This window comes from Ornithinibacillus halotolerans, from assembly GCF_014637405.1.
In the GTDB taxonomy this organism is placed as follows: Bacteria; Bacillota; Bacilli; order Bacillales; family Amphibacillaceae; genus Ornithinibacillus; species Ornithinibacillus halotolerans.
Window position 1 is genome coordinate 149179 of record NZ_BMEY01000007.1, and the last position, 14816, is coordinate 163994.

The 14816-nt window shown below is 35.2% G+C and carries 16 protein-coding genes; 14 read left to right on the top strand and 2 right to left on the bottom strand.

The genetic code is table 11. From position 1 onward, the window contains the following. Position 1 precedes the first annotated feature (1 nt). A complete protein-coding gene (locus IEV35_RS08840; protein WP_373284716.1) occupies positions 2 to 1240 on the top strand; it encodes an NAD(P)/FAD-dependent oxidoreductase in 1239 nt (412 codons plus the stop codon). 58 nt (positions 1241 to 1298) lie between these two features. Further along, the gene (locus IEV35_RS08845; protein ID WP_188384312.1) at positions 1299 to 2483 is read left to right on the top strand and encodes an NAD(P)/FAD-dependent oxidoreductase; all 1185 of its coding nucleotides are present in this window, start codon (positions 1299 to 1301) and stop codon (positions 2481 to 2483) included. Between the two features lie 41 nt (positions 2484 to 2524). On the opposite strand, the gene IEV35_RS08850 is transcribed toward IEV35_RS08845, so the two are convergent. Then, positions 2525 to 2767, bottom strand: coding sequence for an alpha/beta-type small acid-soluble spore protein (locus tag IEV35_RS08850; protein ID WP_188384313.1), 243 nt, complete (start codon positions 2765 to 2767; stop codon positions 2525 to 2527). Positions 2768 to 3237: 470 nt separating this feature from the next. Here IEV35_RS08850 and IEV35_RS08855 point away from each other — a divergent pair, with 470 nt between their 5' ends. The 3 genes from IEV35_RS08855 (at position 3238) to IEV35_RS08865 (ending at position 5685) form a co-directional block, all read left to right on the top strand. Continuing rightward, a complete protein-coding gene (locus IEV35_RS08855; RefSeq protein ID WP_188384314.1) occupies positions 3238 to 3486 on the top strand; it encodes a DUF4160 domain-containing protein in 249 nt (82 codons plus the stop codon). 8 nt (positions 3487 to 3494) lie between these two features. Continuing rightward, complete coding sequence (locus IEV35_RS08860) at positions 3495 to 3761, top strand: DUF2442 domain-containing protein (RefSeq protein ID WP_188384315.1); 267 nt, start codon at positions 3495 to 3497, stop codon at positions 3759 to 3761. 73 nt (positions 3762 to 3834) lie between these two features. Continuing rightward, entirely contained in the window at positions 3835 to 5685 is a 1851-nt protein-coding gene (locus tag IEV35_RS08865; RefSeq protein WP_188384366.1) for an SLC13 family permease, read from the top strand. Positions 5686 to 5709: 24 nt separating this feature from the next. On the opposite strand, the gene IEV35_RS08870 is transcribed toward IEV35_RS08865, so the two are convergent. After that, positions 5710 to 6375, bottom strand: a complete 666-nt coding sequence (locus tag IEV35_RS08870; RefSeq protein ID WP_188384316.1) for a hypothetical protein — start codon at positions 6373 to 6375, stop codon at positions 5710 to 5712. A gap of 134 nt (positions 6376 to 6509) precedes the next feature. Between IEV35_RS08870 and IEV35_RS08875 the strand changes: the two genes are divergently transcribed. The 9 genes from IEV35_RS08875 to isdE all read left to right on the top strand — a co-directional run bounded on the left by IEV35_RS08875 (position 6510) and on the right by isdE (position 14771). Beyond that, the gene (locus tag IEV35_RS08875; RefSeq protein ID WP_188384317.1) at positions 6510 to 6761 is read left to right on the top strand and encodes a transcriptional regulator SplA domain-containing protein; all 252 of its coding nucleotides are present in this window, start codon (positions 6510 to 6512) and stop codon (positions 6759 to 6761) included. Then, positions 6754 to 7782: a spore photoproduct lyase gene (splB, locus tag IEV35_RS08880; RefSeq protein WP_188384318.1), complete on the top strand. Its 1029-nt coding sequence runs from the start codon at positions 6754 to 6756 to the stop codon at positions 7780 to 7782. Before IEV35_RS08875 ends, splB begins: the two co-directional genes overlap by 8 nt. A 253-nt stretch (positions 7783 to 8035) precedes the next feature. Continuing rightward, positions 8036 to 8623, top strand: coding sequence for a GNAT family N-acetyltransferase (locus tag IEV35_RS08885; protein ID WP_188384319.1), 588 nt, complete (start codon positions 8036 to 8038; stop codon positions 8621 to 8623). Positions 8624 to 8669: 46 nt separating this feature from the next. Then, the gene (locus IEV35_RS08890; protein WP_188384320.1) at positions 8670 to 9329 is read left to right on the top strand and encodes an HAD family hydrolase; all 660 of its coding nucleotides are present in this window, start codon (positions 8670 to 8672) and stop codon (positions 9327 to 9329) included. A gap of 19 nt (positions 9330 to 9348) precedes the next feature. After that, positions 9349 to 9945, top strand: coding sequence for an HAD-IA family hydrolase (locus IEV35_RS08895; protein WP_188384321.1), 597 nt, complete (start codon positions 9349 to 9351; stop codon positions 9943 to 9945). A gap of 33 nt (positions 9946 to 9978) precedes the next feature. Further along, the gene (locus IEV35_RS08900) at positions 9979 to 10524 is read left to right on the top strand and encodes a histidine phosphatase family protein (protein WP_188384322.1); all 546 of its coding nucleotides are present in this window, start codon (positions 9979 to 9981) and stop codon (positions 10522 to 10524) included. A 419-nt stretch (positions 10525 to 10943) separates the two neighbouring features. Continuing rightward, entirely contained in the window at positions 10944 to 11822 is an 879-nt protein-coding gene (locus IEV35_RS08905; RefSeq protein ID WP_188384323.1) for an NEAT domain-containing protein, read from the top strand. A 17-nt stretch (positions 11823 to 11839) separates the two neighbouring features. Continuing rightward, positions 11840 to 13744, top strand: a complete 1905-nt coding sequence (locus IEV35_RS08910) for an NEAT domain-containing protein (RefSeq protein WP_188384324.1) — start codon at positions 11840 to 11842, stop codon at positions 13742 to 13744. A 106-nt stretch (positions 13745 to 13850) separates the two neighbouring features. Next, entirely contained in the window at positions 13851 to 14771 is a 921-nt protein-coding gene (isdE, locus tag IEV35_RS08915) for a heme ABC transporter substrate-binding protein IsdE (RefSeq protein ID WP_188384325.1), read from the top strand. Positions 14772 to 14816: the final 45 nt, after the last annotated feature.

The window sequence follows — 14816 nt, forward strand, 5'->3', positions numbered from 1 at the left end:
CATGCAAATTTATGATGTTGTAATTATAGGCGCAGGTCCTGCAGGTTTAGCAGCTGCTATCCAATGTAGAGAAAATAATTTAGACGTTGTCGTTTTAGATGAATTTCCGAGAGCAGGCGGTAGACTTCTTGGACAGCTTCATCAAGAGCCAAATGGCCAGTGGTGGAATGGAATCGAGGAAAGCAAGGCTTTACTGGAACGTGCGGAAAGTTTAGAAACAGATATTCAATTAGGTGTCTCGGTTCATCACATTGAAAAGTTAGACGACCAATTTGTTATCCATACAAAAAAGAAGTATTTTCATACGAGAAATGTACTAATTGCAACAGGTGCAGCGGAATCTCCGGCTCCAATTCCTGGTTGGACACTACCTGGCGTAATGTCTATTGGTGCAGCACAAGTGATGACAAACGTTCATCGCGTAAAAGTTGGTGAAAAAGGGATCATTGTCGGTGTGAACGTTTTATCGGCTGCAATTGCTAGAGAATTACAACTTGCAGGAATAGAGTTACATAGTATGGCACTTCCAACACGTAATGTAGTGGTTGATGAACAGTCCGATCCAAGACTTGTTATGGACCGATTATCACGGATTGCCCACTTAGCACCGTCAAAATTTATTCAATTAGGTAGCAAGTTTGCAAAATATAAATTTGTGCAAAGTTTAGCACTGAAATATTATCCTACAAACGGAATTAAAATGTGGGGCATGCCAATCTATTTAAATAAAGCTATTAAACAGATTAATGGAACAGACAAAGTTGAATCCGTTACGATGGTGGATGTCACGATAAATGGTGACATTGTTGAGAATTCAGAAAAGGAAATCCCTGTGGACTTTGTTTGTATAGCTGGTGGATTATATCCTTTAGCAGAACTCGCAGCAGTAGTCGGGTGTCCATTTATTTATTCTGAGGAGCTTGGTGGTCATATCCCTATCCATAATGAAACGATGGAAACACCGGTAAAAGGAATTTACGTTGCTGGAAATATTACAGGAATTGAAAGTTCAAAAGTTGCAAGAGAGCAAGGAAAAGTGGCAGGTTTAGCAATTGCTCATAAAGAATTGAATAGTATAGATATTGAAGAGAAATTACAAGCTGCCGTAAGAAATGTTGTTGCCACTCGAGATGCAGCATCCATTCAATTTCATCCGGGTATTTCTGAAGGACGTAAGAAAGTTTCTACAGCGTTTCAGGAAACTATGAAGACACAAAAAGAGTTGGAATTAGTACGGTAATTCCATCGGGTTAATAGTTTTATAGTTTATTAAATTTTCAACTTAGGGGGGTTAATCGATGTCTGCGAAAAATTATGAAGTTGCTGTCATTGGGGGCGGGATTGTCGGTTGTTCAGTAGCTTTTTATCTTGCTGAATCAGGCTTGGACGTAATTCTTATCGAAAAGAATGACATAGCAAGCGGTACAAGTTCCCGTTGTGATGGAAACGTGTCAATTGTTGATAAAGATCCGGGCTTTGATAGTCATATGTCATGGGTAAGCCAGGAACTAATCGAAGATCTATCGAAAAGATTAGATCGACCATTCGAATATAGAAAGTCTGGTAGTATTTTAGTTTGTGATAATGATGATGAAATGCAAGCGGCAGTCGATTGGGTTAAAACACAGAATGAAGCTGGGCTAAAGTTTAATGTACTCGATCGAAACGATATTAAGAGTGAATCACCGTTTTTTGCGGATGATATTCCCGGAGGCTTAGAGTGTGAAACAGATTCACTTATAAATCCATATATGTTCTGCTATGCATTAGTCGATAAAGCAGAAAGTGAATACGGACTACAAGTGAAAACGCGGGCAGAAGTAACAAATATTACTAAAGAAGGAAGAGAATTTAAGATTCAAACCACAAATGAGGATGTTCGTGCACAAAAGATAGTGAATGCAGCAGGTGTTTGGGCTCCATTTATTGGAAAAATGCTTGATGTTGATATACCAATTACTCCAAGGAAAGGCCACATCTTAGTAGGTTCTAGACAGCAACCAGTTATGATGCGAAATGTGATGGAGTTTGGTTACTTAATGAATAAATTCGGTCGTGAGCGAATTGCTGACAAGCGTACAACAGAGCACGGAGTAGCCCTCGTGCTTGAACCAACAGAAAGTCAGAACTTCCTTTTAGGAAGTAGCCGTCAATTTGTCGGGTATGATCCAACCATTGATATCCGTGTTGTTGAGACGATGGCAAGACGCGCTCTTCGCTTCTTTCCAAAAATGAATGATTTTAAAATCATTCGCGCGTATACCGGATTCCGACCATTTACGGAAGACCATTTACCAATCATTTCTGAGGTTAAAGAAGTGCCAGGTTTTTATATCGCGGCAGGACATGAAGGTGACGGAATCAGCCTTGCTACAGGTACAGCAAAATTAATGGAAGAAATTATTAATGAAAAAACTGAAACAATCATACCAAAAGAGCCACTAAGCTTTGACCGGTTTAAAAAATCGGAAGTGTATGCTTAATTGTTTACAATCGGAATCCGCAAATGGATTCCGATTTGTTCTTATTTTTTCTTCAACTGTTCCTGCGCCATCCTCACCATTTCTTTCACCATATTACCTCCGATTGGCCCACCTACTTTTCCTGCTTGTTCGGAGGTTAGGTGACCGTTATAGCCTTCTTTTAATGGAACGCCCTGTTCTTTAGCAATCTCATATTTGATTGCATCGGGATTTTTCTTGTCGACAGTGTAGCCTTTAGCTTTCATAACTTCTCCCTTAAACTTGTTTAACTCCTTTTTACCCATGTTTTTCGCCTCCTTTTCTATAGCTTTTGCTGAATATATAGGTTTACGCGTCTAAAATTGTTTTACGGTAGTGTTCATCTGATTGCAAAGTTATATACCATCAAGGGAATGCAACACTAATGACAATAGTTTGACTTCGAAAATCGAAATACAGTCTTAAAATAAGTAGAACACTAACCTCTTGGGAATAGAGATTAGTGTTTTTAATCATCACTCTAATTGGTATCAGATTGCTTACTCTTTTAACAATAATTTAGTTGAAATGAGATTTTTTATAGATGTGATTAAATGAAAAAATCAACTTTGTCAGATATATCATTAACTTTCATAAGCATATTGCATGCAAGAAATTATTTTTTTCTAATATGACACATAACATATTATGGTGTATTTTATCCTCAGATAACTATTGATGTTTGATGCTAGTGAGAAAAAGCGATAAATAGGTTAGAATAGAAGGAGGATAAAATTTGCCAAGAATATATGAATTTGATGGTTGGAGCATATATATGTATTTTAAAGATCATCCACCACCGCATATCCATCTCATTAAAAATGAGCAGGAAATAGTTTATACAATTGATGGAGAGTATCTACATGGTAAAACAAGAGATTTAGATATAGACAAACTTATGATTATTCTTAATAGGAATAACGCGATACTCAAATATAATTGGAAACAAATGCAAGGAAAAGGTAAATACGTAAAATTAAGGTAGGTGAAAATATGAAGATTACATCTGTCTATCCAACAAGGACTTTTAAATTAATATTAGAGTTTGATATGAGAGAATATCGAATGTTAAATATAAAAAAATTTTTGAAATCAGATACCGGTTTATTAGCTGAAATACGAGATGATTTAGATGTATTCATGAGTGTAAAGATTGATGAGGTCGCTGGAACAGTATGTTGGGAAAATGGAGTAGATTTCGATCCAGATATTTTATATCAGGAAAGTAAAGATGTAGATAGTATTATGGATGCTATATAATATGTTATCCTGAGATTTTCACTTTGTACCAGTAGTTATATCTAATTAATTTTAGTATGTTTGTTAAAGGAGAATCACCTTGCAACTCATCGGAACATTCATCATTCTATTAGTTACAATCATCTTATTTATCAGTAACCGAATCCGAGTAGATCTTGTCGCCATCATGGCTCTACTTGCATTTGTTATCTTTGGAATTTTAGAACCTGCAGAAGCGCTAGCTGGATTTTCTAATTCTGTTGTCATCATGATTGCAGGATTATTTGTCGTTGGTGCAGGGATCTTACGGACTGGACTCGCACAAATGGCAGGGAATTTATTATTGAAATGGTCAGGAGATAGTGAACGGAAGCTGTTCTTCCTTTTACTCACAATAGTTGCTGGGGTCGGGGCTTTTATGAGTAATACAGGAACAGTTGCATTAATGCTACCAGTTGTTGTTAGTATTGCAATTTCCATTAAAGAAAGTCCTTCTAAATACTTAATACCATTAGCGTATATTGGGAGTTTGTCAGGATTATTAACGTTAATTGCTTCACCTCCAAACTTAATAGTTAGTCAGACGATGGAAGACTATGGACTAGGAAAGTTAGGATTCTTTCAAATTACACCAATAGGGGTCATTGCTATTGTAGTTGCAATAATTTATTTGTTTCTAGTAAGAAATACAGTTATACCAAAGAATAAAAGTAAAGGAAATTCAAGTGAAACAAGCCAAATCTCTACGAAGCAGTTAGCTGAAGATTATCATTTAGGAGGGAACCTTTTTCGAGTAAAAGTTGAAAATGATTCGAAAATTGTTGAGTCACCTCTAGCTGATTTACGCACACCAAAGCAATATCAAGTGTTTGTACTAAAAATAGAACGTCATGCAAGCGAAGGATTACGTATTTTGCCAATCACATATCAAGAAATGGCCGGACCAAATAGTATTATACATGCAGGTGATGTACTATTTGTTCAAGGATCTGCTGAAAAGGTTAGTCAATTTGCTAATGATAACGGATTGACGATAATAAAAGAGAAATCGGAAGCAAATCATTTAGTAACAAAAGAGCTTGGCATGGTTGAAGTTTTACTTACTCCACATTCCAGTTTTATTAATAAAAACATTGCTAGTATTGGTTTTAGAGAAAAATATAATCTAAACGTCATTGGAATAAATCGTAAAGGGAATTATGTATTAAGTGATATGCTCATGCAACCACTTCGTTTCGGGGATGCTTTACTTGTTCAAGGATCCTGGGAAGATATAGAGTTACTGTCCAAGGAAACACAGGATGTGGTTGTTGTTGGACAACCGAAAGAATATGCAAGTAAAGCTTCGGCAAACGGGAAAGCACCTATTGCAGGTGCAATTATGTTATTAATGGTAGTACTTATGATTTTTGAAGTTTTTCCAGCAGTAGTCTCTGTTTTAATTGGTGCCGTGTTAATGATTATTACTGGATGCCTTCGAAATATGGATGATGCGTATAGTGAAATGAACTTTGAGAGTATTGTTCTAATTGCCGCAATGTTACCTATGGCAACTGCACTTGAAAAAACAGGTGGAATGGAACTCATTTCGACGGGCATCATTGATTTACTTGGTGGTTTTGGAGCGATGGGAGTATTAATCGGGGTTTACTGGTTAACGATTATTTTTGGACAAGTTATTAGTAACACGGCAACAGCAGTATTATTTGCTCCTATTGCTCTAAATGCAGCTCTTGCTATTGACGCAAATCCATACACATTTGCAATGATGGTTACCGCAGCATCGGCAATGGCATTTTTAACACCTTTTTCATCTCCAACGAATGCACTAGTGATGACTGCTGGTGGTTATAAGTTTTTTGATTTTGTAAAAGTTGGCATGCCATTACAAATAATTATGTTTATTGTCATGATCATAGTTATTCCCATTCTTTATCCGTTATAAGAAGTAGAACGCCAATCCCACTAGTCAATTTGAGATTGGCGTTTTTTCATTTTGAACAACGAATCTTTTTGTCAATAATAACGATACGATTAAGATGAACTCAGCAATATTCATGAGAGGAAAGTCGTTGAACCACCTTTGTAGGACAGCACATAAAAGCATGAAAAGTACTCCTACAAGTGGCCAATATAGGCGGTGTTTTTTAATAAGTAATATGCTGAAAACAAAAAGAACAAATGTAACAACGATTACGATAAGACCGGATTGTTCGTTACTTTCATACGTTAGTACACCATTACTCCAATTTGGTTCCAATTTCAATCCAAAAATGGATGTAATAAGTTCATATAATATGAGTCCGGCTGTTAAAAGGATTAATGTTCTTTTCCAGGCAAGCTTCTTTGCCCATGAAAAATCTAATGTTTGAGAGATACTCCAAGCAAAAATAATTAAAGTTGGCGTGAAAAATGCATGAAATAAATATCTACTATACGTTAAGCTCTCCAGTACACCACCTTCACCAAAGAACCTCCCTAGTGCAATGATGAAATTATCATAGATTAACCCAATAATCACAAGCATAATTGTATTAGTTAAATTCGCTAAACTATGGTTTTTAGAAAGTAATAGTGACCATATAAATAGTAAAATATACCCGAACCCGAGGGAAAAATATACGATTGTATTCATAAGAATCACATCCTTTCTATCATTGTCACCTATTTTCATGAGAATAATTCTGTTGTTAAAGAGTCATAAACATAAATTGAATTAGGGAAGGGAACAATAGGATAAAACAAATAGAAGATAGGTGAATATATTAAATGAATACAGAATTTAGACCAGGAGAAGTTGTCTACATAATTATCCGTAACCCACATGCTCAAGATGTAGCACATGTTCAACAAGCTGCCATTGTCGAAAACCCAGATAACCCAAATGAATTGGCGCTTTTTTCCCATGAACATTATTATCCTATTTCTGATGATTTTGCTATTTTTCAAACCGAGGAAGAAGCGGAATCTGCTTATCAAGCTGCATTTGGTAGTGTAGATGATGGAGAATACTATGGTTAAACCATTTGTCCCACAATTAGTATATGTTGAACCGAGAGCATTAGAATACCCTAATGGTAAGAGATTGCTTGCAAAGTTTGAGGAAATGGGAATAGAAATTCGCGAAACAACTTCACATAATCAGATTCGTAATTTACCTGGAGAAAATCATTTCCAAAAATATCGAACGGCTAAATCAACACTCGTAGTAGGTATTCGTAAAACATTGAAATTCGATACGTCGAAACCTTCTGCTGAATATGCGATTCCCCTTGCTACCGGATGTATGGGCCATTGTCATTATTGTTATTTACAGACGACGATGGGGAGTAAACCTTATATACGTACATATGTAAATGTAGAAGAGATTTTTGATGCGGCAGAAAAATATATGGAAGAACGGGCGCCCGATTTCACAAGATTTGAAGCATCATGTACATCTGATATTGTAGGGATTGACCATTTGACTCACCACTTAAAGCATGCAATTGAATTTTTTGGAAAAAGTAAACATGGTAAATTACGATTTGTTACAAAATTTGCCCATGTAGATCATTTACTAGATGCGGATCACCAAGGAAAAACACGATTTCGTTTTAGTATTAATGATGATTACATTATTAAATATTTTGAACCAGGGACATCTAGACTACATGAACGGGTGGAAGCAGCAGCAAAAGTTGCCGAGGCCGGCTATCCTTTAGGATTTATCGTTGCACCGATCTATCTTCATGATGGTTGGAAAGAAGGGTACTTAGAAATGTTTGAAAAACTGGAAGCGACCTTACCGTCCCATGCTAGAAAAGATTTAACATTTGAAATGATACAGCATCGGTTTACAAAACCAGCCAAACGAGTCATTCAAGAAAATTATCCAATGACAAAGCTGGAATTAGATGAATCGAAGCGGAAAACAAAATGGGGTAAATATGGTATTTATAAATATGTCTATAAGGATGAAGAGCAGGAGGATATTAAAGATACGATTGGCGGATATGTGAAACGTTTCTTTCCAGACGCAAAAATAGAATATTTTACCTAAAAAGTATTTACTTTTTCAGAATTATTGATATAGTTAATATATCAATAACTGACCGAGGATAGGAGGGGATTCCAATGACAACGTTTAACCGCATACATTTAGAAAATAATTACGTTGGCTCTTTCCCCATCCAGAATAGTTTATAATTACTTGTACTTATGCATAAAAAGACCTTCGTTTTTTACGATGGTCTTTTCTTTATGTTGGGGGAGAGTCTTCTCATTAAATCTTATGAAGGAAAGAGGAGACAGTTATGGAAATTAGAGAGTATAAATCAAAAGATGAACAAGGTTGGCTACGTTGTAGAGTACTATCATTTTTAGATACAGCATATTACGACAATGTTTTAAGAGAAAAGGAAGTATATGAAAATCCTGCGATTGAATTAGTAGCTGTTGAAGACGGGAATGTAGTTGGTTTAATAGACATTGAATATGAAGTAGAAGAACGAACGGTTTGTTCCAGGGGAAGTGGCCTTGGAGGTATGATTTGGCATATTGCTGTTCATCCAGATTATCGACGAAAAGGTATTGGTACGCTTCTTCTCGATAAAGCAGAACAATTGGCGAGAGAAAAGAATTTAAATCGTTTCGAAGCTTGGACAAGGGATGATGAGTGGGTAAATATTTGGTATGAGAAAAGTGGGTTCCGTAAAGTAGATTCCTATTTACATGTTTTTATGGAAGGTGACGAGGAATTGAAAGGACATTTAAAAAGTGAAGTTCCACATTTATATCCAATTCTAGCTTTTGCACACTATGTAGGTGAAGATACTGAAACAATAAACAGCAAATTTAGTAGGGTACATGAGTGTAGATGCTATGAGAAGAAGTTAAGATAATTTAATTACAATTCAGGTGGGAGGAGGGTTTACAATTATTCGTGCAGTGTTTTTTGATTTATACGAAACATTGATTACAGAGTGGGAAAATAATGAAAAGAAAGCAACATACTCTATCGAAGCGTTAGGCATTGATAAAAAAACGTATAAAAAAGAATGGGCATTACGAAGAGAGCGTCGAATGGATGGTACCTATCCTGATCATAAGAGCGTACTAAGAGACATTCTACAATCATTAGGAAAGCCTGTTGATGAAAGTATGATAGACAAGGTTGATCAACTTAGAGTTGAATCAAAAAGAGTACCATTTCAAGATATTAATCATGAAGTGTTAGAAATGCTACAAAAGTTAAAAGATATGAACGTAAAGCTAGGCTTAATTAGTAATTGTACTCCTGAAGAAGTACTGGATTGGGAAACAACTCCACTAGCTGAACTTTTTGATGATGTTATTTTTTCTTATGAAGTAAAGCTAGCAAAGCCAAATGTAGAAATCTACCAATTAGGGTGTCAAAATTTAGGGGTTTCACCTGAGGAATCGATTTTTATTGGCGATGGTGGCTCCGATGAACTAATAGGGGCATCTAAAGCAGGATTGAAAGCTTATCAGGCCACCTGGTTTCTGCCAACCTATTTTAGTGAGAAAATTACAGATTATCCTAAGTTACAAAAACCAATACAACTGTTTGATGTAATAAAGTTGTAAGTGAAGGAAAGAGGAATGTATGAATAATAACAAAGGATTAACAATATTATGGGATTTTGACGGTACATTATTTGATACGTATCCAGTTTATACAAAACTATTTAAAAAGGTTTTAGCGGATAGAAATATAGATGAGAAGGATGTCTATCAAAATATAAAGATATCTTTTAGACATGCAAATAATTATTATAATCTGTCTGAAGAACAATTGAAGGAATTTGCTAGTTTAGAAGAAGAAATTCCTCCACAAGAAATGATGCCATTTTCAGGTGTAGAAAAGGTGTTACAATATGCTAATAATAATGTAATCATGACTCATAAACTAGGGAAAGATGTTCGAAAGATATTACGTTATTACGGGTGGGAGAAATACTTTAGCGAAATTGTTGCTGGGGATGATGGATTTCCACGTAAGCCCAATAAAGAGTCTTATGAATATCTCCATGAGAAATATAATATTGATCTAGTAATCGGAGATCGTGAATTGGATATCATTCCAGCGAAAGAGCTAAACATTAAATCTTGTTTATTTCAAAACAATAAGAGTAATTTAGCTGATTTTTATCTCAATGATTATGGGGAGTTTTGGACTAAAGTTGTTGAAGAATTTAATTGATAAATAATTCACTTACGGAGGACAAATAGGGGGATGGAGAAGAATATTTTTGTTATAAGACATTGTAAAGCAACAGGTCAATCAGCTGATGCGCCTCTAACTGAAGAGGGATTTGAACAAGCGGCTGATTTACTAGATTTTTTCAAAGATAAGAAGATTGATCGAATAGTATCCAGTCCATATTTACGTGCAATTCAAACAATTGAGCCGGTAGCAAATGATAGATACTTGGAGATAGAAACAGACAACCGGTTAATCGAGAGAGAACTAAGTACCATCTTTATGCCAGATTGGATGGATAAATTAGAAGCGACATTTTATGATTTAGAGCTGAAGTATGAAGGCGGAGAATCAAGTTACGAAGCAATGAATCGGATTGTAGAAGTAGTAAACGAAATGCTGGCTACTAATTTGCATAACCAAATTTTAGTTGCTCATGGTGGAGTAATTTCCTTATTACTCAAACATTATAACAACGATTTCAGTTATGAAGAATGGAAAAGAATGAGTAATCCGGATGTTTTCTTACTCAAAATAAAAGGAAACAACATAACATATAGAAGAATATGGGAAAAATAATTTATGTAAAAAGGAGAAACGTGTATGAAAAATGCGTTTCTCTTTTTTATTGAATTGTGAACTTTTTTGTGATAACTATCACAGAGACTCTTTTCATTAACCTGTATAATACAACCTAATAATACGTTGATTTGAACCATTTCTATTAAAATAAATAGAAGCTCACACCAGACCTTCACTGATATACCTTCCAATTTGTTTCGCAAATGATTAATTCTTTTCCTATTATCCCTTCCTACAACCTAGTTCACAATTCAGACACAATTAGTTCATAAAATTATCAAATTCTGTTCACAAATATTCTATGGTTAAATTACTAACTTACTGTTACATTTAATAATGTCGAGAATATATAACAGATTCGATATCTATTAAATAAATGAATACAGGCTTTAAAGATAAGGGGGGAAACAAATAGGATGAAACAGAGATTTTCGTTCTTAGCAATTATAACAGTATTATTTTTTTCCATAACCTCGATTGTCTTACCGAAGGATGTAGCCTTAGCGAAGATAGCAGATGGAAGATATGAGCTAAACTATGAGATGAAAGAAGCTTATAGTGAGAATACTTCCATAGCAGATGGCTACTTTACAAAACCTGCAATTTTAACCGTTCAAAATGGTGTGCAATATATTCAAATGACTGTAACAGGAAGTAATTACGTTCAATCACTTTCTGCGCCATCGGGACCAGTTGAAATTGTTAGTGAGGATAAAACAAACTTTGTAAGAACAGTTAAGTTTAGAGTGGACGGAGATTTATCTAAGCCTCTTGATATGGAAATGCATATCGTTGTTCCAGACTTATACGACATGACACATACAGCTAGAGCAGTATTTGATCTTAGTCCAGTAAAAGCTGCTTCAGCTCCAGCACAGAAAGCTGAAGAGAAAAAAGCCTCGAATAAAAAAGAGTCTTCCCAATCTACTAATCAACCAGTAGAAAAGAAGGAAAAAGAGGAAAAGAATACAACGGTTGCTAATACCGATAAAAATAAAGGTAACGACAAACCAGAAGATACTGTGAAGGAAGAAGAGAAGAAAGAAGAACAAACAGAAACAGAAGAAGCAGATAAAGCAGAAGAAATTGATGAAGAAGACAATGAAGAAAATGCTGAAGATGCAAATTCTGAAGAAGAGGAAGATCTAACTTCCAAGGAAGCTTCTGATACACAGGTTGAAGATACACAAAAAGAGGATAACTCTTCAAACGCTGGTTTTATCGTCCTACTAATCGTAGGAGTAATAATCGTTGTAGTAGCAATTTTATTGATACGTAAAAAACGTAGTAATTAACTAAGGGAGAGAAAGACATGCGAAACAGTATTAAATTAATGTTAGCCCTTATTATCGCAATATTTACCCTGCCAGTATTTGGAGGATCAGTATTTGCGGCTGATGAAAATACGGGAAACGAATTAAGTTATGTTATTTTAAAAGGTGATGAAAACTCATCTTCAAGTTCTGCTAGATACTTTCCTTCTGCATCTGTTACAGAAGAAAATGGAACAAAGACAGTAAATCTTGATTTTTCAGGTGCTAATTATATTACAGCCTTAAGTATTCAAGGTCTTGAGTCAAACGTAGAACGAAATGAAGATGGAAAAACTGGTGTTTTAACATTTAATGTTGGTTCTGAATTACCGGAAGTATTATATCTAGATATGACGATTGGTACACCAATGGGATCAATGGATCATACTGTACGTTTATTTTTAAATGTAGAATCCATAGATGAAATCTCAGAGGAATTATTAAATGCAACTATTTTGAAAGACGAAATCGGCTTTGTTATTTTAAAAGGTGATGAGAATGCAGATTCAAGTGCTGCAAGATACTTTGCGAAGCCTGCATTAGTTACAAAAGAAACTGACGGATCAAAAACAGTTGAGATTAATTTCTCAGGTGCAAACTACATTACGGCGCTTGGTATTCAAGGTCTAGATTCTAATGTAGAACGAAATGAAGATGGAAAAACTGGTACGTTACTATTTAATGTCGGTTCAGAATTACCAGAAGTATTATATTTAGATATGACGATTAGTACACCAATGGGATCAATGGATCATACAGTACGTTTATTTTTAAATGTAGAATCCATAGATGATATTGCCGAAGAACTACTTGACTCTTCACTAATTATTGAAGAACCAGTGGAAGAACCTGTTGAAGAGCCAAAAGAGGAACCAAAAGAAGAAGAAACTGCGCAAGATAAAGTATATGAAATTGGATTCGATGTGCTTAAAGAAGTAGGTAATGAAAATTCAGTTGCCGATCAATATTTTGTCAAACCTGCAGTATTATTTACTAAAGATGGTGTTCAATACCTTCAACTAAAAGTTAATAACTGGAATTTAATTGATTCTTTAAAAACATCTGATGGCGAAGTTGAAGTTGTTAAAGAAAACTCAGATGGTTCAGTTGTAGTTGAGTTTAAACTTAACGGTGAACTAACGGACGAGATTATGTTAGAAATGCACATTACTGTACCAGGTATGTATAGTGCAAGTCATACTGCACGTTTAGTATTGGATACTGATAGTAAAGTTGAAGTTAGTTCTGAAAAAGTTGTTACAGAAGTAAATGATGGTGAAAAGGTAACAGAGACGGAAAAACCAAATAAAGAAAGTCAAGAAAACAAAAATAATCAAGACAAGTCTTCAAACGATAAATCCAACCATCAAGTGCAAGACAAGAAAGATCAGTTAACACCTGACAAAGTATACGAAATAAACTACCTAGTAAAACATGCAACACAAGATAAAGCATCAGCAGCAGACCAATTCTTTAAAAAGCCTGCTTATCTATTAGTTAAGAATGGTGAAAAATATATTCAATTGACAGTAACTAATAGTGATATGATTGATTCTTTACGAACTGCTCATGGTGATGTAGTTATCGTTAAGAAAAATGCAGATGGTTCTATGGTGATTCAATTTAAAGTTACTGATTTAAGTAAACCAGTTGTAATGGACATGCATATTACTGTTCCAGGAATGTACAGCATGGATCATAGTGCTCGTTTATTCTTCGATGAAAGTAATATGATAGAAATTGATTCAGAGAATCACAAAATAGCTGCTTCTACAGATGGTAGTGGTAATGGTAAAACTGTTAACCCACAAACAGGAGACGACACGAACATTTTACTTTATGTATTACTATTAATCGGTTCAGCTATTCCACTAGCATTCTTTGCTAAAAGACGTTTTGCATAATAGGTAATTAATTTTAGAGTCTTACTGTTTAATTACAGTAAGACTCGGTTTATATACAAGTGTTTTTTGAAGATTCAGAGGAAATTTTGCGAAAAGAGGTGGAAGTATGAAAAAGAAAATTGGATTATTACTAATGTTATTTGCTTTAGTAGTTCTTGCAGCTTGTGGAAGTGCAGATGCAACTTCTGATGTAAAAAAATCCGATTCAACAAATGAATCACAAGGTAAGTCAGCTAAAGAAGAAGAACACCGAATTGTTAATACAACAGTTGCATTGGTTGAAATTACTGATGTACTTGGTATAGATCTTGTCGGTGTACCAACAACATATAAAGATTTACCCGAACGATATGACGGTCTTCCAGAAGTTGGTTTAGCGATGGAGCCAGACATGGAACTTATTCTGTCACTAAAACCTACTGATGTATTGACAGTTACTACGCTAACGGAATATGTGGAAGAAAAATTTACTCAAACAAATACACCTGCAACTTATATAGATCTAGAAAGTGTTGAAGGAATGTATGAAGGCATCCTTCATTTAGGTGAAAAGTATGACCGTGAGGAAAAAGCAGAGGAAATCGTCAACGGTTTTAAAGAAAAAATGATTGAAATTGAAGAAAAAGTAAAAGATGAAGAGCCTCCAACTGTGTTAATATTATTTGGTGTTCCTGGTAGTTATTTAGTAGCAACAGAGGACTCTTATGTGGGCGATCTTGTTCGTAGAGCTGGTGGGGTCAATGCGGTGGATGCTGAAGGTTACGAATATATTGCAGCAAACACTGAAAACTTACAACAATCCAATCCAGATGTTATTCTACGTATGGCTCACGGAATGCCAGAAGAAGTAGTGGAAATGTTTGATAAAGATTTTAAAGAGAACGACATATGGAAACATTTTAAAGCAGTTCAAAATAACCTTGTATACGACTTAGAAGAAACGAGATTTGGTTCCACCGCAAATTTAGCTCTTACAGAAGCGATGGAAGAATTAGTTGAAATGCTTTATCCAGACTTGGCGAATTAGGATAGTCTCCACAGTGGGGACTGTCCCCATATGAAAGAGGTATTA